General features: G+C 43.4%; 21 protein-coding genes. 20 read left to right on the top strand and 1 reads right to left on the bottom strand.

Features of this window, described 5'->3' with window-relative positions:
* Positions 1-97 precede the first annotated feature (97 nt).
* The 6 genes from AC3EBE_RS12280 to AC3EBE_RS12255 all read left to right on the top strand — a co-directional run bounded on the left by AC3EBE_RS12280 (position 98) and on the right by AC3EBE_RS12255 (position 6,919).
* The gene (locus tag AC3EBE_RS12280; RefSeq protein ID WP_488595322.1) at positions 98-1,039 is read left to right on the top strand and encodes a diacylglycerol kinase; all 942 of its coding nucleotides are present in this window, start codon (positions 98-100) and stop codon (positions 1,037-1,039) included.
* A gap of 608 nt (positions 1,040-1,647) precedes the next feature.
* Positions 1,648-2,196, top strand: a complete 549-nt coding sequence (locus AC3EBE_RS12275; RefSeq protein WP_488595321.1) for a cysteine hydrolase family protein — start codon at positions 1,648-1,650, stop codon at positions 2,194-2,196.
* A gap of 44 nt (positions 2,197-2,240) precedes the next feature.
* Positions 2,241-3,716, top strand: coding sequence for a nicotinate phosphoribosyltransferase (locus tag AC3EBE_RS12270; protein WP_488595320.1), 1,476 nt, complete (start codon positions 2,241-2,243; stop codon positions 3,714-3,716).
* Between the two features lie 201 nt (positions 3,717-3,917).
* Positions 3,918-4,937, top strand: coding sequence for an STAS domain-containing protein (locus AC3EBE_RS12265; protein WP_488595319.1), 1,020 nt, complete (start codon positions 3,918-3,920; stop codon positions 4,935-4,937).
* 243 nt (positions 4,938-5,180) lie between these two features.
* The gene (locus AC3EBE_RS12260; RefSeq protein WP_488595318.1) at positions 5,181-6,266 is read left to right on the top strand and encodes an ATP-binding protein; all 1,086 of its coding nucleotides are present in this window, start codon (positions 5,181-5,183) and stop codon (positions 6,264-6,266) included.
* A gap of 176 nt (positions 6,267-6,442) precedes the next feature.
* Positions 6,443-6,919: a hypothetical protein gene (locus AC3EBE_RS12255; protein WP_488595317.1), complete on the top strand. Its 477-nt coding sequence runs from the start codon at positions 6,443-6,445 to the stop codon at positions 6,917-6,919.
* Positions 6,920-7,100: 181 nt separating this feature from the next.
* Here the strand turns inward: AC3EBE_RS12255 and AC3EBE_RS12250 are convergent, their stop codons facing one another.
* On the bottom strand, positions 7,101-7,631 hold the full coding sequence (locus tag AC3EBE_RS12250) for a CBO0543 family protein (RefSeq protein WP_488595316.1): 531 nt from the start codon (positions 7,629-7,631) through the stop codon (positions 7,101-7,103).
* 276 nt (positions 7,632-7,907) lie between these two features.
* Here AC3EBE_RS12250 and AC3EBE_RS12245 point away from each other — a divergent pair, with 276 nt between their 5' ends.
* The 14 genes from AC3EBE_RS12245 to AC3EBE_RS12180 all read left to right on the top strand — a co-directional run bounded on the left by AC3EBE_RS12245 (position 7,908) and on the right by AC3EBE_RS12180 (position 21,074).
* A complete protein-coding gene (locus AC3EBE_RS12245; RefSeq protein WP_488595315.1) occupies positions 7,908-8,447 on the top strand; it encodes a GNAT family N-acetyltransferase in 540 nt (179 codons plus the stop codon).
* A 184-nt stretch (positions 8,448-8,631) separates the two neighbouring features.
* The gene (locus AC3EBE_RS12240) at positions 8,632-9,471 is read left to right on the top strand and encodes a M48 family metalloprotease (RefSeq protein WP_488595314.1); all 840 of its coding nucleotides are present in this window, start codon (positions 8,632-8,634) and stop codon (positions 9,469-9,471) included.
* Positions 9,472-9,652: 181 nt separating this feature from the next.
* Positions 9,653-10,636 (top strand): NAD(P)-dependent alcohol dehydrogenase, encoded by a 984-nt coding sequence (locus tag AC3EBE_RS12235; protein WP_488595313.1) that lies wholly within the window; start codon positions 9,653-9,655, stop codon positions 10,634-10,636.
* A gap of 236 nt (positions 10,637-10,872) precedes the next feature.
* A complete protein-coding gene (locus AC3EBE_RS12230; protein ID WP_488595312.1) occupies positions 10,873-11,424 on the top strand; it encodes a GNAT family N-acetyltransferase in 552 nt (183 codons plus the stop codon).
* Between the two features lie 56 nt (positions 11,425-11,480).
* On the top strand, positions 11,481-12,176 hold the full coding sequence (locus AC3EBE_RS12225) for a Dph6-related ATP pyrophosphatase (RefSeq protein ID WP_488595310.1): 696 nt from the start codon (positions 11,481-11,483) through the stop codon (positions 12,174-12,176).
* 18 nt (positions 12,177-12,194) lie between these two features.
* Entirely contained in the window at positions 12,195-12,455 is a 261-nt protein-coding gene (locus tag AC3EBE_RS12220; protein ID WP_488595309.1) for a hypothetical protein, read from the top strand.
* The gene (locus tag AC3EBE_RS12215) at positions 12,452-12,994 is read left to right on the top strand and encodes a histidine phosphatase family protein (protein ID WP_488595308.1); all 543 of its coding nucleotides are present in this window, start codon (positions 12,452-12,454) and stop codon (positions 12,992-12,994) included. Before AC3EBE_RS12220 ends, AC3EBE_RS12215 begins: the two co-directional genes overlap by 4 nt.
* 115 nt (positions 12,995-13,109) lie before the next feature.
* Positions 13,110-13,799, top strand: coding sequence for a response regulator transcription factor (locus AC3EBE_RS12210; protein ID WP_488595307.1), 690 nt, complete (start codon positions 13,110-13,112; stop codon positions 13,797-13,799).
* A 361-nt stretch (positions 13,800-14,160) separates the two neighbouring features.
* Positions 14,161-15,036 (top strand): sensor histidine kinase, encoded by an 876-nt coding sequence (locus AC3EBE_RS12205; protein ID WP_488595306.1) that lies wholly within the window; start codon positions 14,161-14,163, stop codon positions 15,034-15,036.
* A 96-nt stretch (positions 15,037-15,132) separates the two neighbouring features.
* Positions 15,133-15,897 (top strand): ABC transporter ATP-binding protein, encoded by a 765-nt coding sequence (locus tag AC3EBE_RS12200; RefSeq protein ID WP_488595374.1) that lies wholly within the window; start codon positions 15,133-15,135, stop codon positions 15,895-15,897.
* The gene (locus AC3EBE_RS12195) at positions 15,887-17,824 is read left to right on the top strand and encodes an FtsX-like permease family protein (protein ID WP_488595305.1); all 1,938 of its coding nucleotides are present in this window, start codon (positions 15,887-15,889) and stop codon (positions 17,822-17,824) included. Before AC3EBE_RS12200 ends, AC3EBE_RS12195 begins: the two co-directional genes overlap by 11 nt.
* Positions 17,825-18,069: 245 nt before the next feature.
* Complete coding sequence (locus tag AC3EBE_RS12190; protein WP_488595304.1) at positions 18,070-19,578, top strand: amidase family protein; 1,509 nt, start codon at positions 18,070-18,072, stop codon at positions 19,576-19,578.
* Positions 19,579-19,699: 121 nt separating this feature from the next.
* Positions 19,700-20,563, top strand: coding sequence for an aminoglycoside phosphotransferase family protein (locus tag AC3EBE_RS12185; RefSeq protein WP_488595303.1), 864 nt, complete (start codon positions 19,700-19,702; stop codon positions 20,561-20,563).
* Between the two features lie 193 nt (positions 20,564-20,756).
* Complete coding sequence (locus AC3EBE_RS12180; RefSeq protein ID WP_488595302.1) at positions 20,757-21,074, top strand: hypothetical protein; 318 nt, start codon at positions 20,757-20,759, stop codon at positions 21,072-21,074.
* Positions 21,075-21,215: the final 141 nt, after the last annotated feature.

The following is a 21,215-nucleotide window of genomic DNA, read 5'->3' as shown; positions in this document are numbered from 1 at the left end:
CGGTGAAGATATTCATCTGGATAATTGCCTGGCTGAAAGTTTTGGGCTATGATGTAAAATGATGGAATTTAAAACCATATTAAGTAGGATGATGGGTATGAAAAGAGCAAGAATAATTTATAATCCAACCTCAGGGCGTGAAATTTTCAAGAAGAGCCTTGCGGAAGTTTTGGAAAAGCTTGAGAAAGCTGGATATGAGACATCCTGCCATGCGACAACGGGGGAAGGCGACGCTACGAAGGCGGCACGGATTGCTGTTGAGCGCCGTTATGATCTTGTGATTGCTGCGGGCGGAGATGGCACGATTAATGAGGTAGTCAATGGAATTGCCGAGCAGGATTACCGTCCGAAGGTGGGAGTCATCCCTGTTGGAACCACGAATGACTTTGCTCGTGCGCTCCATATTCCGCGCGATATCGATGCGGCGGTTGACATCATTGTAAGAGGGGAAACGATTCCGGTGGATGTTGGCAGGATCAATGATAAATATTTTATAAATATCGCTGGCGGCGGCAGGCTGACGGAGCTGACCTATGAAGTTCCAAGCAAGCTGAAAACCGTCCTTGGCCAGCTCGCTTATTATTTAAAAGGAATGGAAATGCTTCCGTCCATCCGGGCTTCCGAAGTGAGCATCGAGTATGACGGAAAGCTGTTTGAAGGCGAAGCGATGATGTTCCTTGTCGGCCTGACGAATTCAGTCGGCGGCTTCGAGAAACTGGCTCCAAATTCTTCGATCAATGACGGTCTGTTCTCGCTGCTGATTCTGAAAAAGACAAACCTTGCCGATTTTATCAGGATTGCTTCACTCGCTGTCCGCGGTGAGCACATCCATGATCCAAACGTCATCTATACACAGGCGAACCGGATCAAGGTGCATGCAAAGGAACATGTCCAGCTGAACCTCGATGGAGAATATGGCGGAAACCTGCCAGCGGAATTCGAGAACCTGTTCAGGCACATCGAAGTCTTCGTGCCGCTGAATGAAATCAGGCCGGAAGACCGGCCGGAAAACCTTGAATTGAATTTTAAAGCAGAATAACGTGTTAAAGCCGCTCCGTTTTGGGGCGGTTTTTTTGATTAAAAAGTGAATAATTTTGACAGCCGGCATGGGATAAATTGTTTGAGGCGGAAATGGAGCAACTAATTTGGCTTCTAGTTGCCTGGCAGCAGTTGGAAAACGGTGGTAGAAGTAAACTAAAGGGCTTCTAGTTGCCTGGTAGCAGGTGGAAACCGGATGTGGAGGTAAACTAAAGGGCTACTGGATGCCTTGCAGCAGGTGGAAACCGGATGTGGAGGTAAACTAGAGGGCTTCTGGATGCCTTGCAGCACGTGGAAACCAGGTAGTGGAGGTAATCTATAGTTTTTCTAGTGCCTAGCTTCATGTGAAGACCAGAGGCGGAGGTAAATAAGGGGCAGATGCCACAGTAGCTGGTGCAAATCAGTGATGGAGGTAATTTAAAAGGCTTTAAAGGCCTGGCAGCAGGCACCCTCTGCCTAATAAAGCCTGAATTATCTTTAAGAAAGAATTTAGTCTGTCCACAATGGTTAAAAACATATTATTAATGTGTAAAATTTGCCTGCAAAACATAAATGGAAGAAAATAAGAGATATCAGGCAAGATAATATTATGAAGGGTGTGGATACATAATGGGGAAGGCGTTAATCAATATCGACTATACGTATGATTTTGTGGCGGATGACGGGGCGCTGACTTGCGGTGAGCCGGGACAGCAGATTGAAGAGAAGCTGGTTGGCATTACGCAGGACTTCATCAAGAATGGCGATTATGTGGTTTTTGCGATTGATGTCCATGATGAGGGTGATGAGTTCCACCCGGAAACGAAGCTGTACCCGCCTCATAATATCCGCGGCACAAAGGGAAGGGATTTGTACGGCAGCCTTCAGGCGGTATTTGAGGAAAATAAGCATCTGGATCATGTGAATTACATCGATAAAACGAGGTATTCAGCTTTTGCCGGTACGGACCTTGAAATAAAATTGCGTGAGCGTGGCATTAAGGAAGTGCATCTAGTCGGGGTTTGCACCGATATTTGCGTCCTGCACACTGCGGTGGATGCTTATAATAAAGGATTTAAGGTTATTGTGTATAAGGAGGCAGTTGCTTCATTTGACCCTGTCGGCCATGAATGGTCGCTTCGCCATTTCGAAAGCTCGATCGGCGCAGAGGTGAAGTAATCATGAACAGGAACGACAATGGCAGGAAACTTGGAGGTTTTTGGATGAGCACGAAATTTAATGATGACAGCTTGATGCTGCATACGGATTTATATCAAATCAATATGATGGAAACTTACTGGCGGGACGGCGTCCATAATCGCCGCGCGGTTTTTGATTTATTTTTCCGTAAGCTTCCCTTTGGCAATGGCTATGCGATTTTCGCTGGGCTGGAAAAAATCATCAGCTATATTGAGAATTTTGGTTTTACCGAGGACGACATTCAATATTTACGTGAGGAAGAGAAGTATGATGAGGAGTTCCTTGCGTTTTTGAAGGAGCTTCGTTTTACCGGAACGATCCGTGCGATGCAGGAGGGTGAGATTGTCTTTGCCAATCAGCCGCTGATTCGGGTCGATGCTCCGCTTGCAGAGGCGCAGCTGGTTGAGACTGCTCTTTTAAATATCGTGAACTACCAGACGCTCATTGCCACAAAGGCATCACGGATCAAGCAGGTTGTGAAGGATGAAATCGCGATGGAATTTGGATCTCGCCGGGCGCATGAAATGGATGCAGCGCTCTGGGGGACTCGGGCGGCATACATCGGAGGCTTTGATGCGACAAGCAATGTCCGTGCCGGCAAGCTGTTCGGCATTCCGATTTCAGGAACGCATGCACACTCGATGGTCCAAGCGTACAAGGATGATTATCTTGCTTTTAAAAAATACGCAGAGACGCACAAGGACTGTGTTTTCCTTGTTGATACGTATGATACCTTGAGGTCGGGGGTCCCAAATGCGATTCGCGTTGCTAAAGAGTTCGGCGATAAGATCAATTTTATCGGCATCCGCCTCGACAGCGGTGACCTTGCTTATCTATCCAAGGAAGCGCGCCGCATGCTGGATGAGGCAGGATTTAAGGATGCTAAAATTGTGGCATCGAGCGACCTTGACGAGTACACGATTATGAACCTGAAAGCCCAGGGTGCTAAAATCGATACCTGGGGAGTTGGCACGAAGCTGATCACAGCCTATGACCAGGCTGCGCTTGGTGCGGTATATAAGCTTGTTTCGATTGAGAGAGCAGACGGCACGATGGAGGATACAATCAAGATTTCTTCCAACCCGGAAAAGGTCACAACGCCTGGCATTAAAAGGGTTTACCGAATTATTAACAAAAGCAATAATCGCTCTGAAGGTGACTACATCACGCTTGAGGATGAAAACCCGCAGGCGGAAAAGCGCCTGAAGATGTTCCATCCGGTCCACACCTTCATCAGCAAATTCGTCACGAATTTCGATGCGAGGGAACTGCATCATGACATCTTTAAAGAAGGGAAGCTTGTGTATACTCAGCCGAGCCTGGATGAAATCAGATCCCATTCTAAATATTGTCTTGGGGTGCTGTGGGAGGAATATACACGCATGCTGAATCCCGAGGAATACCCGGTTGACCTCAGCCAGAAGTGCTGGGACAATAAAATGCGCAATATAGAAGAAGTAAAAGCGAAAGTCATGGAAATGACCGGCGAAAATAAATAAATATAAGGCTGCTTTCCAATGTTTTTTGGCAGGCAGCCTTTTATTTTTTTAGGAAAGATTTTTCCGAAAGTGTTTAATCTGTTTCGGCAAAGGGTAAAAGATATTGGTTTATGCTGTCTAAAAAACTTTTTGTTTATATAAATTCAATATTTTACAAAGAATATTTACATATCTGTTTTAAGTGAGTATGGGGGAAAGACTATGGAAGAGACTAAGTCTGTTCGAATAGGTGATATCGATATCCAGTGGGACCTGGACAAAGGCCAATTGCAATTTGATGGCGGGGATGTCGTCCTATTCTGGATTGGTACGGCGATGAAGGATTTTTTCGATACGATTGAAGAAATTTCGGGTGAAGAAGCGTCAAACGTTGTGTTTGAAGCGACCGGGTTTCGCCAGGGGATCGTGATTGGTGAATATTTTGAGGAAATGAAGCATGTCAAGGCAGAAGAAGCTGCTAAAATGCTCGCGAATATGTATGCAGCTGCGGGCTGGGGAAAAGTGACGGTCAGGGACTTCTGTTTTGAGGATAAGTCAGCGAAAATGGAGCTTAGAGACAGTTGGGAAACGAAAATCAATATCGCGCAGGGGAAAAGGAAGGGTACGAATTTTATTCCGGCGCATTTCGCAGGAGTCATCAGCGGTCTGTTTGGCACGAACATTTGGTATCGAGTTGTGCAGGATCAAGTTGAGGGGCATGAATACAGTATTGTCGAATATTACCCTTCTGAGGTGACAGTCTCCCAAAATATTCGGGAGCTTGCCAAGAAGGAGGAAGAGCAGCAAATACAGCAGCTGGAAAAGCTGGCTGATGAGAAAACCAGCGAATTGAAGGAGCTTATTGAGAAGCTGTCCTCTCCGATTATCCCTGTGCTTGAAGGGATTGTCGTCGTGCCGCTGATTGGGGCGTATGATGAAGACCGGGGAGATAAGCTCGTGGTGAACACGCTCAATAATCTGCCAGCGTATAAGGCGAACTATCTCGTGCTGGATTTGACCGGCTTGGATCAGAACCTAGGGGCTCATACCGTCAGCATGATCGAGAAAATTGCCACAGCCGCATCCCTGATTGGGACAACAACCATCCTGGTCGGAATATCAGCCGAACTCGGGATCCAAATCACTCAATCAGCCATTAATCTATCCCGATTCGACTGCTTCCAGACCCTCCAGCACGGCATCCACTTCGCCCTCGGCCAGAGCGGAAGAGAAATCATCTAGGAGCAAGGGGACGTACCTGCTGCTTCCGATTGAAGCGCGGGGAAGCAGGGGGACGTATCTAGTGCTTCCATTTTAAATTGGAACAAAAACCCATCTGAAAAAGAAGCAGAGGGTACGTCCCTGTGTGTATAGGCATTTGCCTATGCACTTTTTTTATTTCTAAAGCTGTCGTTCTGGAAAGGAATTTGGCGACTTGCAAAGAATTAGTAGTATACTAATTTTTTTACTAAGGGTGTTTTCCATATGAATGAACAAGGGAAGCGGGTTGACTACGAACAATTTATTCCAAGAGAAAGCGGCTTTATTTTTAAGTTCGTGAAAAAGGATGGGCAATTCATTCATACTTTTATCGAAGGTAAATTGATTGAGAAATTGGGACTTACACCTGAATGTGTTAAAGGAAAATCATTGATGGATTTTCTTCCTCCAGAGCAGGCGATCCGAAAGGAAGCTTTTTATGAAAAAGCCTGGAATGGGGATAATGTGAATTATGAAGGAAGCTTTGGCGGTGTGCATTATCTAGCCATCCTGCACGCGACCCGGAGAGGTTCCCAGACTGTAGAGGTTATTGGTACTGCCATTGATATCACTAGGGAAAAAGAAAGGGAACGGCAGATACAGCAAATGGAGAAGCTCTCCATGGTGGGGGAGCTCGCGGCAGGCATTGCGCATGAGATCCGGAATCCGCTTACTTCAATTAAGGGATTTGCGAAAATCGTAAAGGAAAGTGTGGAAACTCCGCAGTTAAGGCAATACCTTGATATCATGCTGGAGGAAATGGATCGGATCAATAGCATCGTTAACGAATTTATGTTCATATCTAAGCCGTATGAGAATGTGAACTTTCAGCCAGTCAATCTGAGTAAGCTTATGCAGCATTGCATCCAGTTTATGGAGCCGCAGGCGATTTTAAAGAGCATTAAGGTCGATTTTCGTTTTGATAAAGAAATGATTGTGGTTTGTGATTCCAATCAGATCAAACAAGTGCTGATCAATCTTTTGCAAAATGCGATTGAAGCGACAGATAATAGCGGACACCACATTGCTGTGGCCCTGGAGGAAGTCAGTTTAAATACCATTATGATTATTATTAAGGATAAGGGCTGCGGCATCTCTGAAAGCAGGCATAAGAGGCTGTTTGAGCCGTTCTATTCAACAAAAGAAAAAGGGACAGGGCTCGGGCTGATCACCTGTAAGCGGATCATCGACCTCCATCAGGGCAGCATTGATATAGAAAGCAAGCAAGGTGAAGGAACCACAATAAAAATTATCTTGCCAAAACATATGGAGCAAGACATCAGGCCATTTACCGCTGAGGTTTCAGGGTAGGGAGCATGGGGACGTATCTCATGCTTCCATTTTTATTGAGGCTTAAAGGTGGACTCCATTATGGGAAGGGAAGCGCTGGGTACGTCCCTGTGCTTCTTAAGAAATAAACGGTTTTTTTTCTTGATTTTGGATACTTTAATATAGAGTTCCAAAAAGCAGTTGAGGTGAGATCGTTTATGATAACTAAGAGGCATTTACTATTCAATCTATCTATCATCATTTTTCCGTGGCTGACATTGTTATTCATTGGTAAACGAAGTTTCAGGCGCTATGCTTTTTCTGGCGTGTTCGTAGTGATTTTTGAAATCGTTAACCATTTGTACGGACATAAGCGGAAATGGTGGAAGTTCTATGATAAACGGCCATCTTTTTTTAAGGATGAACTGCCGTTTAGTATTGGTCCATACATGCCTCTTTCGATGTGGCTGCTGAAAATTTCATATGGGAATTTTCCGAAGTTTGTCATGCTTAATGTGATTGCGGATGGACTGTTTGCGTTCTTTTTCATTGATGTTCTGAAAAAATTGAAAATCATCAGCCTGAATAAGCTGAGTCATGTCCAATTCTTTTTCTATCTGCACTATAAAGCGTATTTAATGTATGGAGTGCAGTATTTGTATGAAAAAGTGAGAGGGCCATTGAGGACGATGTAGTTTTGTGCTTCCGCTTTTATAAAATTAGTACTAAGTGACTCTTAAGCAGGTTGAAAATATTTAATTCCAAATGCAAAATCTAGATTTGATTGCCTATTCGAGTAAACGTCTTATTTCTTAAGTAAAGCGCCCGCTTTGTCAAAATGGACAGAGCGGGCGTTTGTTTAGGTATATTGAAATGTTAAAAATCTTGATCGTATATCATATTGTTAGCCGGAAGGTTTTGTGCTCTGCTTCTCTTTTTATCTAATAATCGTATTCCTTCAATAAATATTCTTACAATCGTAAAGGTGAATGAGAGAATGAAAAATGTGTAATAGCCATTCCAGCCCTTGTGATATCTCACTAATCGAGTATTTTTTTCAAGCCAGCCCTCTAAGAGAGTCATTGGTAAACTAAAAAGAAAAACACTGAAAAAGGTGCTAATAGGCTTCATTTTATATGTAAATTGATTATACATGACACATGATAAAGGAAATAAAACATAGAGGAATACTATATTAGAATCAAATAATTTGGGGAAATATCGGATTGGGTATTCCACGTATTTCCTCTTTACAACTGGGCCGTCAAGCAAAGTGGAAATTAAAGTTTTAAATAAAAATATAAGGAACCAGTCTTTTGGCTCACCGCGCCTTCGCAATAAAAAAAATAAGCTCCCGATAATACCGAGTGTCGTAATCAAATGCAATATTGTCTTATCCTTCACCATAATCACCTCTCCTAAATAAAGTGTTCATTTTCAAAAATATTATGTAGTTTGGTCAAGTACTATTTTCTTTCAGCTCATAAAATAACTTCGATTAAAATGAGATTTAACTAACGAAGGAATCAAAGGTATTTTTTGAAAGAGTATTGAGTAGTGACTTACAGTTGGCAGGTTGCCATTCTGTCGGAACGGGCGGCTTTTTTTATGAAAAAGAGAAGGAACATATGACCAATTTATGGAACTGTAAAGGTAATAATATTTCTGGAATAAGGTGAAGAAATGGAAGTTAAAAAGCTGCCTAAAGTCGATTTAAGGGATTTAAAGCTAGAGGATGCAGATGATCGTTACAAATGGTGTTTAGACAGAGAGGTAACGAAGCATTTGAATATGCCTGACAAGTATCCACCTTTTACAATAGATGAAACGAGAAAATGGATTTCGATGTGCATTGGCCGTTCAAATGGATATGAACAAAAGGCGATTATCGCTGAGGACGGAAATCATATTGGCTGGGTCGACTTGAAGAATATCGACCGATTAAATTTACATGCTGAGCTGGGCATTGCCATTGGGGATAAAAACTATTGGGGCAAAGGGTACGGCTTGTCTGCCATGAGGGAAATGCTTTCCTTTGGTTTCAACGAACTAGGTCTTAATAAGATTTGGCTTAGGGTAGAAATCGATAACGACAAAGCAATTAAATCCTATAAAAGAATGGGTTATATCGATGAAGGAGTTTTAAGACAGGATCGGTTAAGAAATGGGGAGTTTGTGGATCGGGTAAGGATGAGCATTTTAAAAAGTGAATTTGAATACTGAAGCAAGCCCCGCTTTTCGTGGAAGCAAGGGGACGTATCTCGTGCTTCCGCAAATTTTGGGGTGAGAGCAATGGGACATGCTTCCGCTTTAAATTGTTAATTTTTCACTTTAAATTGTGAATTTTAAGCTATGAATCCCACATTAGAGGCAAAGGAAGCGCCCCTGTGCTTCCGAAGGAGATATTATGAAAATCATTGATACAATTCCTTATTTCATGGAAAACTATCGGTCTTCGGTGGATTTTCTTAGAGGCTATTATGCTCAATACCAGGATGTATTTAAGGAGTATTTTGCATATCACTGCAAAGATACGGAGGAGAGGCACCGGCAATCGCTGGCGAAATATCGGGAGGCTTTGCAGGCCATCAGTCAAGTCCATGAAAATATCGTTCCAATTATTAAGGAAGTCACGGATGAATACTTTAAGAGATATAAAGTTACCTTCCCGATTGAGATCAACCTGATTGTTGGCGGTTTTGGCTCGAATGCTTTCAACCATCGGCAAATCGTTCCTAATATTACATTTGCTTTGGAAAAATTGTCGCCTGTGCCGGAACATTTACAAGCAATTGTGGCACACGAGTTTGGGCATGCCGCTCAAAATATCCTTTCAAACGCGGCTGGGATGGATTGGGCAAAAATGAAGTGGGGCAACCCGCTTATCTGGCTGAACCAGGAGGGCGCGGCGACTCATTTTTCCAGAATGATTGCTCAGGACTTAAAGCCGCATGTCTATTTTTCTTTTAGCGATGAAGGGGACGATTGGCTGGACTTTGCTGAAGCAAATACGCAGATAATAAAAATGGAATTTGCAAAGGATTATGCTTTAGAGACCGCTGCGGCAATCTTCCGTGAGTGGTTCTCGATCAATGGCGGTAATAAATTTGGCCATAGCAGGCTGGGATACTATTTGGGAGATTTATTTTTTCAACATCAGGTGGAAAAGCTAGGAGACATGCAGGCCGTGTTAACCTGGAAGGAACCAGATTTCATCGAAAAAGTGGAACGCTGGCTAGGAGAGTAAGAACATGCGTGATTGTGCTGCCATTCAAGGGCGGCATTTTTTTTATGCAAAGGGACGTATCTCGCGCTTCCAACGTGTTTTAATATGGAATAGAAGCAAAAGGAACGTCCCCGTGCTTCTGTTCTATTTATCTCCAGGGTTCGTATGATATTAAGGAATATAACGAAATGGAGGAGGTTAAATGAAGGCGATTGTGTACACGAGATACGGTTCCCCTGATGTTCTTCAGCTGAAGGAGGTGCCTAAACCTGCTCCAAAGGACAATGAAATTTTGATAAAAATTAAAGCGACAACCGTTACAGCAGCAGATATTCGTTCGCGGAGTTTTACTGTGCCACCTGCTTTCTGGCTGCCTGCCCGATTAACTCTAGGTTTCAGGCAGCCGAAAAGAGAGATATTGGGTATGGAGTTAGCGGGCGAAGTCGAGGCAGTTGGGAATAACGTAAAAAGGTTCAAGACGGGTGACCAGGTGTTTGCAGCATCCCTAGCTGGTTTTGGTGCTTATGCAGAGTATAAATGTCTGCCGGAAGATGGTCCCGTATCAATTAAACCATCCAATATTACTTATGCAGAAGCCGCTGCTATTCCAATTGGAGCGAGAACGGCGTTATTTTTTCTGGAAAAAGCCAGTGTCCAGAAAGGCCAGAAAATTCTAGTCTATGGTGCCTCGGGAAGCGTTGGAAGCTATGCCGTACAGATTGCCAAGTACTTAGGTGCTGAAGTTACCGGTGTATGCAGTACCGCAAATGTGGACATGGTAAAATCTCTTGGGGCTGACAAGGTTATCGATTACACATCAGAGGATTTTTCCCGATCAGGGGAAACTTATGATGTGATTTTTGAAGCGGTAAACAAGAGTTCGTTTGCAGCTTGTATGAAATCGTTAAAAAGGGACGGCGTCTATATAAATATCACGGAACCATTACCTAGTCTTGAAATGCTATGGGCGAATATAACAAGCAAAAAGAAATTGATATTGAGCCGGAATTCGCCAGAAACTCCGGAAGCTCTGCACTTTCTCAAAGAACTTGTTGAGACGGGGAAGCTGAAAGTCGTTATTGATCGATCGTATGGATTCGAAGAGGTGATTGAGGCCCACCGATATGTTGAATTAGGACATAAGAAGGGAAATGTGGTCATAAATGTGGAGGATAACAAATTGTAATGCATGAGGGCGGGATGGATTAGTGATTCTTTGAATTAGATATAAAAGAAGCATATTTCTTCTGTAACATGTAAAGGTGCCGGTGATCCAAGAAGGATTAACGGCCTTTTTTGTTGAATTTCTTGAATAGACGGGGCAGCTCGATTTATGAAGTGAACATGATAAGTCATTTTACAGACTTAAAAAGAGTAAGAGTGATTTATGAAACCAACCACTAATTGCAGGGGTGGCCTTAAATGAAAATTATTGAAACCGAAAGGCTGTATTTGAGGGAACTGGTTTTGGAGGATGCACCGGAGCTGGCGAAGGTCCTTTCCGACCCGGAATCGATGCAATTTTACCCTGAGCCGTTTAGTCATGAAAAGGTGGAAGAATGGATCCGCTGGAATCTCGATAATTATAAACGATATGGGCATGGATTATGGGCCGTGATTTTAAAAAGTGGAGAGCAATTCATTGGGGACTGCGGCATCACCATGCAGCGGATTGAGGATGAAGTGGTTCCAGAGATTGGGTTCCATATCATAAAGGATTATTGGCATAAAGGATATGCCACAGAAGCATCGCTTGCCTGTAAGCAATACGCGTTTGAGGTGATGAAGTATCCCGAGATTTTTTCATACACCACTATTAAAAATATCGCTTCACAGAAGGTAGCGGAAAAAATCGGGATGCGCAAATATAAGATATTCGAGAAAAATGGTGAAAAACAAATTGTTCAAGCAGCGAAGCATGGGGACGCTTCTTCTGCTTCTGTTTTAATAGAAGCAGAAGATAATAGGAGCTGAACCATAGGAGAGGAAGCACTGGGTACGTCCCTGTGCTTCCAGCGGGGGAGGGCAATATGAAGACGGTAATTGCATTTAGCGGCGGCAAGGATTCTACTCTTGCTTTATATAAAATTCAAAATCAGCCTGGATATGAGGTGGATTCATTGTTGGTAACCCTTACCGAAGGGTTTGGCAGGGTATCGATCCATGGAGTCCGGCATGAATTGCTGAAGCAGCAGTCGGAGTCTCTGGGAATTCAATTGAGGGAGGTTTGGATTCCTCAGGATTGTCCGGATGCTAAGTATCAGGAGTTGATGGGCAAGGCAGTTGCGGACATGAAGGCTGATGGTGTTACACATATGGTATTTGGGGATATTCATCTGCAGGATGTTCGGGACTACCGGGTGAAAATGCTTGAAGGAACAGGGATTACGCCACTCTTTCCCCTTTGGGATCGGCCGGTTGAGGAGATTAGCCGGGAATTCATCGACCTTGGATTTAGGACGGTGCTGACATGTATTGATATGGATAAATTGGATAAAAGCTTCGCTGGCAGAGTGTATGATTCGGAGTTTATTAAGGAATATCCAAGAGAAGAATATGATATTTGCGGCGAGAATGGAGAGTTCCACACCTTTGTATTCGACGGGCCGAACTTTAAGTTTCCGATTGAATACGAATTGGGAGAACAGAGGATAACACCAGATTATTTTACTAAGAGGGATCGGTTTTTATTTGTTGATCTTGTTCCTATTAAAGTGGCGGATTGAAGGCAGGAGGGATGGAAGATGGCTGCAGCCTATAAATGGCTTGGATTAATTGTTTTAACTTTCATTGCTTTATTTATGTTCAAACATGGATTAGAGTTATGGTCTCTTGGAACCAATGTCGATGGTGATGGGATTGGAGTATACTTTTTAGGCCTGGAAATCAATGATCGCGTACCGGAAGCGGATATTCCTCAATATGCTATTGGTTTTTTTATCTCAGGTTTGATTACGATATTGATTTCTTTATTTCTTTTAACAAGGATATGGAGGCTGCGATGATCTATGTAATCCGGCATGGTGAAACAGATTTAAATAAGGACCGAAGAATGCAGGGGCGATCAGGTCTGCCGCTGAATGAAACAGGAATTGAGCAAGGGGAGAATCTAAAAGAAAAGTTCAATGGCATTAGATTTGATTATGTGTTTTCCTCCCCGCAAGAAAGAGCTGTCCAAACAGCTGAAATAGCCACAGGGATGAAGGCTATTATCGACCCGAGGCTTGATGTTTTTGATTTAGGTGAAGCAGACAGGCTGAAAATCAATGAAGTGAAAATGGATGGCGTGGTACCTGATTCAAGCGTTTATAAGGGAGTGGAAGACACCAGCCGATTTGTTGAAAGAGTGTTTAGTTTTATGAGTGGGCTTGAAGATAACTACGGTGATAGGGAATTGAATATCCTATTATCTGGACATAGGTGTACAACAGGATGTATTGGTTCTTATTTTAGAGGTATTCCTAAAGATGGCAATATTTTAAGGCACTCTTCGAATAATGGAGACTTTAAAGTCTATGAATTTAGCAGGAAAGAATCTGAATGATAGTTAACACGGGGACGTACCTAGTGCTTCCATTTTAAAAAGAGTTTGCGAGAGACAATGGCGCGATAGAAGCAAAGGGTACGTCCCTCTGCTTCAAAGAAAGGAAGTCTTGTTGGTGTATAGAGTAATGCTTATTGAGGATGATCTGCAGTTGAGTGGGCTGATGAAGGAAAATTTGGAGCGGTATGGGTATTCCGTGACGGTGCCGAAGCAGTTTGCGAATATAGTAGAAGAATTTAGAGAAGCGGATCCGGATATAGTTTTATTGGATATTAATCTGCCTTATTATGATGGCTATTATTTGTGCCGGAGTTTTCGCCAGGTATCCAATGTCCCCATCCTGATGATTTCTGCACGCAGCCAGGAGATGGACCAAATCATGGCGATTGAGCTCGGAGCAGATGACTACATAACGAAGCCGTTCACGTTTGATATGCTGCAGTCGAAAGTAAAGGCAACCATCCGCAGGGTTTATGGAGAATATGCCGCCAAGGAAGAAAAATTGACCTCTGTCGGACCGCTCGTTCTGGACGATAAGAATCTATCATTAGGATATAGAGGCAAAAAAGCAGAACTATCCAAAAATGAATACAAGCTGATGAAAAAGCTGATGGAGAATCATGGCTCCTTTGTCTCGAGGGAAGAACTGATTGAAGAAGTGTGGGATTCGCTCACTTTCGTCGATGATAATACACTGACGGTTAATATTACCCGGATCAGGCAGACGCTTGCAGAGCTGGGAATGAAGGACCTGATCAAAAGCAAAAGAGGAGTAGGGTATATGCTTGAATATGCTGAGGAGTGAAGCATGGAGACGTATCTTCTGCTTCCTTTTTGATAGTCACTTATTATAGGGGGAGCACGGGGACGTATCTTCTGCTTCCATTTTTGATAGTCATTTATTCTAGTAGGTTAGTAATTTTACTGAAATGGAAGCACAGGGTACGTCCCCCTGCTTTCTGGGAGCGGGAGTACCATGCTTCCTGGCTGAAAAAGAAGCACTGGATCCGTCCCCGTGCTTCGTGGAGGTTTTTATGTTGAGGGTGTTGTTGTTGGGTTTTTTGAGGGATCGGTTTCTCTTTATTTTGTTCTATTTGTTGAACATGGCTTGTGTTTTGTTGTTTTTTTATCTTAGTGTGCCGGGGGATACGGAGTTTTTTTATCCGATGGTGATTGGGCTTTTTTTGCTGGCGTTTTATTTAGTTGTGGACTGGCTTCGTTATTACCCGATGAACATGGCGATTGCGCGGCAATTAATGGATCAGCCTGCTGAGCTGAGGCCGCATACGGTTGAGCAGAGGGCGTATGAGCGCTTGCTGAACAAGCTGGTGGAGGAACATGCCGGTCGATACAATGATTTGAAGGAGCGGAGTAAGGAGCGGCTGTATTTCTTGTCCCACTGGATGCATCACTTGAAAACGCCTGTATCGGTGATTGAATTGATCATCAATAAAGAGGAAAAGACGGATGCGCTGGAGAAGATACTGCAGGAGAATAAGCGGCTGCATACTTCGATTGAACAAGGATTGACGATGATCCGCATGGATAGTCCTGAGAACGATTTTGAAGTGAAGTCTGTAGACTTGATTTTATCTCTGCGAAAATTGATTAATACGAGAAAAAAAGAACTGATCTATCAATCAATTTTTCCATCGATTGAATTCGAGGGAGAGGAAGTTTTTATCATCACGGATCCAAAATGGAATGAGTTTTTAATCAATCAAATCTTCTCAAACGCAATTAAATACTCCGGTTTGAAAGCTGGCAACAAAAGGCTGATCTTCCGGATTGTGCAAACTGATGAGCATGTTCTTTTAGACATCATTGATGAAGGCGTTGGCATGCCGGCATACGATTTAGAACGAGTCTTCCAGCCGTTTTTTACAGGTGAAAATGGGAGGAACTATCCAAACTCTTCTGGTATCGGGCTTTACTTAAGTAAAAAAATCGCCGATATTCTTGGTGCGGAGATCACAATAAAATCGGTGTTGGACGAAGGCACAGCTGTCACGATCAAATGGCTGAGGGGAAATAAATCCTAAGATACCTTACAAAACTGTAAGGTATTTTTTAGCGTTATCGATGGTTGGACTTTTGGTTGTATTTTACCATTGAGGTAGTTGAAAAGGAGGGGAACGATCGTGATTTTGGATGCTAAAAATATCGTGAAAGTTTATGGCGGGTCAAGCGGGGAAGGTTCAACCAAGGCGTTGAACGGTGTAAGTCTTTCCGTCAATGAAGGGGAATTAATCGCCATCATGGGGCCGTCGGGCAGCGGCAAAACGACTTTGCTTAATGTTCTGAGCGGGATTGACCAGGCCACTTCAGGCAGGGTGATGATAGCGGGCAAGGAAATAAGCGAGATGAAGGGTGATGCGCTTGCGCTGTTCCGGCGCCAGCAGCTTGGTTTTGTTTTTCAGGAATTCAATTTGCTGGATAGCTTGACGGTGAAAGAAAATATGATTTTGCCAATGGTGCTCGAAAAGAAAACGGCGGCCGATATGGAAACGAAGGTCCAAAGCCTGGCGAAGCTCTTTGAAATTGAGACGATTTTAGATAAATATCCTTATGCCATTTCAGGCGGACAGCAGCAGCGTACCTCGGTTGGCAGGGCATTGGTGAATGAGCCTGAGATCATTTTTGCCGATGAACCGACTGGGAATCTGGATTCCAAATCTTCAGCGGTGATCATGGAATGCTTTGAAAAAATTGTGAACGAGCTTGCGACAACTGTCCTGCTCGTCACTCATGATGTTTTTGCGGCCAGCTATTGCCATAAGGTCGTTTTTATCAAGGACGGAGTCATCCATTCAAGCATTGTGAAAAAAGGCACTAAAAAGGAATTCCTGAATCAGATTATGGCTCACCTTGCCGTCCTCGGAGGCCGGACCTATGACATTTAACCAAGTTGTCTGGAAGATGGCGAAGGCCGGATACAAGAAGTACATCTTCTATTATCTTTGCAACAGCTTTGCTGTGATGTTTTTCTTTATGTTTGCAACGGTTTATTTCAATGGCCGAATTGAGCAGGGGAAAAAGCTGGACGGAATTCAGGATGCTTTATCCATTCCGGGTGCTGCCCTGATCATCTTCACGGTTTTTTTCATCAGCTACGCACACAATGTTTTTATGAAGCGGAGACGGAATGAATTCGGCCTGTTCATGACATTAGGTATGTCGAAACGGGATATCAGCAAATTGCTCCTGTTTGAAAATGGTGTGATTGCTCTTTCTTCGATTTTGACGGGATTGCTTGCGGGCTCAATTTTTTCCAGACTCTTTTTCATGCTGCTGATGAACCGTGTTGGCCTTCAGGAGGAAATTCCGTTCGAGTTAAACAGTAAAATGTTCATCAGCTCTGTGAGTGCGTTTTTGGCTGTTTTTATCCTGGCAGTCGGGAAGTCGCTTTTCCAGACGCTGAGAAGCAGCCTGATCTCCAGCATGAGAAGCAACCGCTTTGCTGAGTCGATAAAATTACGAAGTCCGATCATTGGAGCTTTGGGGTTGCTGGTCATGGTCGGGCCGATCCTGATTCTTTATTTTACCTATTCAGAAACAGCCGGGGGTTTGCTGCCGCTCTGGACGATGATGATGCTGATCGGCTTGTTCATCACGCTGAATCAGTTCACCAGTTTCTTGATCAGCCTGCTAAAAAGGATGCCGGGCGTATATTACCGCAGGCTGCTGTTCCTTTCGGGACTTGACTACAAATTCAAGCAGCTGACATCGATGATCATGCTTGTCGCAGTCATGATCATGGTCACGATTTTTTACAGCACCTTGCTGTTGACCTTCTATAAGGCGTCGGAAAAAGATGCGGCAGCTAATAATCCGTATGATGTGGCTTTTTTTCAGACAGAAACGAAAAATGTTATTTCTGCTGCAGAGTTGAATGCGGAGCTGGACATGAAGGAGCATCAGGAAATAGCGGTTTTTTATCACTATAAAAAATTTGAGTATATGGATGGCTATGAGAGTTTTGCGTTTATGTCGGTGGGGGATTTCAATAAGCTGGCTTCGCAGGATCGAGGATTGGATGATGGGGAATTTCTCTTTTATGTAAATGCAGACCCGGAATACAGCAGCCCTGAACCAGCAAAGAGCTTAGTGTTTTCGAGTGGCAATAAGGAGACTGTGTATACCCTTAAGGACACGGTAGTTGAACGGCATATCAACTTATTGCCCAATGCACATGAATTTGTTGTTGTGAATGAGAAAGAGTTTGAGCTGATCAGAAGCGGATGGGATGGATTTGAATCCGAACTGCACTTAATCAATTTCAAGGATTGGAAAACGAGTGGAGAGGCAGTCGAACTCCTGAAGGCGAAATTTGAAAAAGCAAACCAGGCAGCTGCGCCGATGGATGAACTACATGCCCAGTTTGCCGATGAGCAAGAGGTTTTTCGCGTCCAATCGAAAATAGAGGATTACCATAAAAACAGAAATACAGCCGGGCTCATGTTTTTCGTCATCACTTTCCTGAGCATCATGTTCTTCATCGGCACCTTTGTGCTTTTGTATCTCAACCTTTTCGCAGAAATTGATGTTGAGAAGGCGAAATACAGGAAGCTGTACAAAATCGGCGTCACCTCCAGGGAAGTTAAAGCGAATATAGCCAAAGAATTACGGACAATATTCTTCAGCCCGACACTGATCGGCACCGTCCTGGCCTTCATCTACATCGTCATCCTGTCAACCGATGTCGGCGGGATATCAAAGAATCCGGATATGCTGCGACATTTCATCCTCATCGCGGGAATTTACAGCAGCATCCAGGTTGGAGCATACTTCTATGCGAAAAGAAAAATGATCCAACAATTGATGCCATAGCAGGAGCACGGGGACGTTTCTCATGCTTCCGTTTTCAGAGTGGAAGCACGGGGACGTTTCTTGTGCTTCCATTTTTTATTGAAACTTATTTATAGGGTATGCAAAACCGATCAGGAGAGAAGCAAAGGGTACGTCCCCGTGCTTCAAGCGACCTGTGCCCCACAAGAAGGAGAAGTGGTCTTTTGTGTTGAATTTCTTGGAATATACAGGGGTTTTTTTATGAAGGGAATTTGGTGAGGTATGTAATGGAGCTTAACTTTAATGGGTTGCTTAGAGAGGAGTTAACGATTCGTGAAATCCGGGAGGCTATGGATACGGGGAGGTTAACTTCGAAGGAATTGGTCATGTATTACCTATACAGGATTGCGAAGTTTGATCAGGATGGTCCTAAAATAAACTCGGTTCTGGAAATTAACCCTGATGCGATTTTTATTGCGGAAGGCTTGGATCATGAAAGAAAAACGAAGGGAGTGCGGGGGCCGCTTCACGGGATTCCAGTGCTTCTGAAAGACAATATTGAAACGAACGATAAAATGCATACAAGTGCAGGAGCCCTGGCATTGGAAAATCATATAAGTGAGAAAGACGCCTTTCTCGTAAAGAAGCTTCGGGAAGCTGGAGCTGTAATCATGGGCAAGACAAATATGACAGAGTGGGCTAACGGTATGGCATCGTCTATGTGGGCAGGGTACAGCTCAAGGGGCGGACAGACGCTCAATCCATATGGATCGGGAGAGTTGTTTGTTGGCGGGTCCAGCTCAGGTTCTGCTGTGGCCGTTGCTGCGAATTTTACTGTATTGGCCGTAGGGACTGAAACAGATGCATCGATTCTTAGTCCGGCAATTCAAAACTCAGTGGTGGGAATTAAACCGACCGTTGGCTTAATCAGCCGCAATGGAGTGATTCCTTTTACATATACACAAGATACGCCAGGGCCAATGGCAAGGACTGTGGCCGACGCGGCGATTTTGTTAGGAGCTTTAACTGGTGTTGATAAGGATGATCCTGCGACGAATAAAAGTCCAGGGTTGTCTCTCGAAGACTATACAGCCTTTTTGGATTCGGAAGGTCTTTCCGGTGCGAGAATTGGTGTTTTTCATGAAACGTCGGAAGAGTATTACAGGGATTCTGGCGAGTATGATGCAATGCTTTTTAACGATGTCATTAAAGTGGTTCGAAGTAAAGGGGCAGAAGTAATAGAGAATATTGAAATTCCTTCTTTTAAAAGAAAATGGAGCTGGGGAGTCCCTATTTATGAAATGAAACATGCATTAGGGAACTATCTCTCAAAATTGCCGGCAAATTTACCAGTGCATTCAGCTGCGGAATTAATCCAATTTAATAAAAACAATGAAGAGACAGCATTAAAATATGGCCAAAACATGCTCGAACATAGAGAGGGACTGCCGGATAATAATTTGTCCAACCCAGAATATTTAAAAGCAAAGCTGGAAGATTTATATTTTTCCCAGGAACAGGGGATTGATTATGCGATGAAAAAGAATAATCTTGATGCAATTCTTTTTCCTTCCTACATCGGCTCTACGATTTGTGCGAAAGCAGGCTATCCATCCATTGCCGTCCCTGCAGGCTATACAGCGAGCGGCAGACCCTTCGGAATCACATTCGCCGGCGGGGCCTTTAGCGAAGGAACATTAATCAAACTAGCATATTCATTCGAACAAGCTGCAAAACATCGGAAGGCGCCTGGTCTGAAGCATGGGGACGCTTCCTGTGCTTCTGCAGTTGAGTAGTGGAAGCACGGGGACGTTTCTTGTGCTTCTGTTTTGAGGAAAGAGGAAAATATTGTGTTTCAAAACTATATTGTGAAGAAGCAGAGGGTACGTCCCTGTGCTTCCAAGGGGAGTCAGCTTCATGTTAAATCGTGTCATTCGGCAATTTGGCTTGCAGGTCCAATCACAAAATGAGGTTGAAGATTCTTTTAGCTCTACTGTCTATCAATGTACCTTGTCTAACGGGGAGAATGTTTTTGTGAAAATTCCCTATACCAACCTGAAGTACCAGCGGGAGTTGGAGGCCTATGAAATTCTAAAAGGGAGGCTAGCCATTCCTGAATTGCTGGATTCCTGGTCAGGGGATGATGAGTGCCCTGGGGCGTTTTTGTTATCTGGTTTAAAAGGGAAACCGTTAACGCCGGAGGCTTCGCCGGCGGTAGCCTTTCAAGTGGGGGTTCTTCATGCAGAGATGCATTCCATTCATCCGCCTGATGAGAAAGTGTTAACGGGCATCCAAAATGAATTTGCGAATTGGAATGAATTTGTTGAACAGCAATTTAATAGTTTTGCAGAAGATGTGAAAGTCATTTTGGAATCACAGTTATACGAACAAGCCATTGAAAAGTTTGAGAAAATGAAAAATGAGCTGCCATCTCCAGACGGACCAAGTTTTGTACATATGGATTTTCGCCCAGCTAATATCATTGTGGACGGTGATAAAGTGTCCGGAGTTATAGACTTCGAAAGTGTCAGGTTTGGTTCAACGGAAGTCGATTTCACCAAACTGTATCGTGACTTTTTGAGCTTCGACCCTGTCTTAAATAAGTCCTATCAGGAAGGATATAAAAGTATCAGACCCTTAATTGATTTAGAAGTTGTCCTGCCTTTTTACCGATTTACAGATGCATTTAATAGCATTGGATGGTGTAAACGCCGTGGCATTGAGGAGAATGCTCTGTTTCTGGAGGAAAACTTAACGAGGTTAAAGGAATTTTTGCTATGAAGCATGAGGACGTTTCTCGTGCTTCTTTTTCAAAACAGAAATATGATGAGCAGTTCCCTTACTAAGGGAGCAGTAGCACGGGAGATTCCCGCTTTTTAGGGTAAGCTGCTTAGTCTGCATTAAAATGGCGAGGTTGCTAAAAACGAAACCTTTTCCAAATTTTTACGTAATAAGTAGGAAAGGGGGTTTTGTTTTGGGGAAAATTTTAAGTATTGTAATCACTTTGGTTTTCATATTGGGATTAAATTATGGAGTATCTGTTTACCTAAATGCAGCCTTTATAGACTACTCGTTTATTGTGGGACTCATAGCGGCATTGATAATAGGTTTTTTCACATCCAAAGGTGGATTTACTACCCAGAATAACAATATGATTGTCCAGTCCCAAACTATGTACAAGATGGAAGTTGAAAAATTAAAACTCACACCAACCTTTGCATTTTATACCGCAATTGTATATACCATTGTTTCTTTAATTATTACAATCTATTTTTACAGAAATTATTTTTAAAAGAATAGATTTATAGGGCGGGGTTATTTAGCGCTTTAAAGTGCCGGGGGTCTGACCCCCGGTGCTTTAAAGGGGTAAAGGGGCAGAGGTGTTTCGGAAAAACCCCTTGCTTCTAATCAAAAAGAAGCAAAGGGTACGTCC

It is taken from the genome of Mesobacillus sp., assembly GCF_057785455.1.
Note: the sequence above shows the minus strand (reverse complement) of the source record. Positions and strands in the feature narration are given on the sequence as shown.

Excerpts from the sequence above, each read along its gene's own strand:
- AC3EBE_RS12190 (WP_488595304.1), top strand. The coding sequence starts at position 18,070 with ATGGAGCTTAACTTTAATGGGTTGCTTAGAGAGGAGTTAACGATTCGT.
- AC3EBE_RS12220 (WP_488595309.1), top strand. The coding sequence starts at position 12,195 with ATGGCTGCAGCCTATAAATGGCTTGGATTAATTGTTTTAACTTTCATT.
- AC3EBE_RS12235 (WP_488595313.1), top strand. The coding sequence starts at position 9,653 with ATGAAGGCGATTGTGTACACGAGATACGGTTCCCCTGATGTTCTTCAG.
- AC3EBE_RS12230 (WP_488595312.1), top strand. The coding sequence starts at position 10,873 with ATGAAAATTATTGAAACCGAAAGGCTGTATTTGAGGGAACTGGTTTTG.
- AC3EBE_RS12255 (WP_488595317.1), top strand. The coding sequence starts at position 6,443 with ATGATAACTAAGAGGCATTTACTATTCAATCTATCTATCATCATTTTT.
- AC3EBE_RS12195 (WP_488595305.1), top strand. The coding sequence starts at position 15,887 with ATGACATTTAACCAAGTTGTCTGGAAGATGGCGAAGGCCGGATACAAG.
- AC3EBE_RS12275 (WP_488595321.1), top strand. The coding sequence starts at position 1,648 with ATGGGGAAGGCGTTAATCAATATCGACTATACGTATGATTTTGTGGCG.
- AC3EBE_RS12205 (WP_488595306.1), top strand. The coding sequence starts at position 14,161 with ATGGTGATTGGGCTTTTTTTGCTGGCGTTTTATTTAGTTGTGGACTGG.
- AC3EBE_RS12260 (WP_488595318.1), top strand. The coding sequence starts at position 5,181 with ATGAATGAACAAGGGAAGCGGGTTGACTACGAACAATTTATTCCAAGA.
- AC3EBE_RS12240 (WP_488595314.1), top strand. The coding sequence starts at position 8,632 with ATGAAAATCATTGATACAATTCCTTATTTCATGGAAAACTATCGGTCT.
- AC3EBE_RS12265 (WP_488595319.1), top strand. The coding sequence starts at position 3,918 with ATGGAAGAGACTAAGTCTGTTCGAATAGGTGATATCGATATCCAGTGG.
- AC3EBE_RS12215 (WP_488595308.1), top strand. The coding sequence starts at position 12,452 with ATGATCTATGTAATCCGGCATGGTGAAACAGATTTAAATAAGGACCGA.
- AC3EBE_RS12270 (WP_488595320.1), top strand. The coding sequence starts at position 2,241 with ATGAGCACGAAATTTAATGATGACAGCTTGATGCTGCATACGGATTTA.
- AC3EBE_RS12185 (WP_488595303.1), top strand. The coding sequence starts at position 19,700 with ATGTTAAATCGTGTCATTCGGCAATTTGGCTTGCAGGTCCAATCACAA.
- AC3EBE_RS12250 (WP_488595316.1), bottom strand. The coding sequence starts at position 7,631 with ATGGTGAAGGATAAGACAATATTGCATTTGATTACGACACTCGGTATT.
- AC3EBE_RS12245 (WP_488595315.1), top strand. The coding sequence starts at position 7,908 with ATGGAAGTTAAAAAGCTGCCTAAAGTCGATTTAAGGGATTTAAAGCTA.
- AC3EBE_RS12280 (WP_488595322.1), top strand. The coding sequence starts at position 98 with ATGAAAAGAGCAAGAATAATTTATAATCCAACCTCAGGGCGTGAAATT.
- AC3EBE_RS12225 (WP_488595310.1), top strand. The coding sequence starts at position 11,481 with ATGAAGACGGTAATTGCATTTAGCGGCGGCAAGGATTCTACTCTTGCT.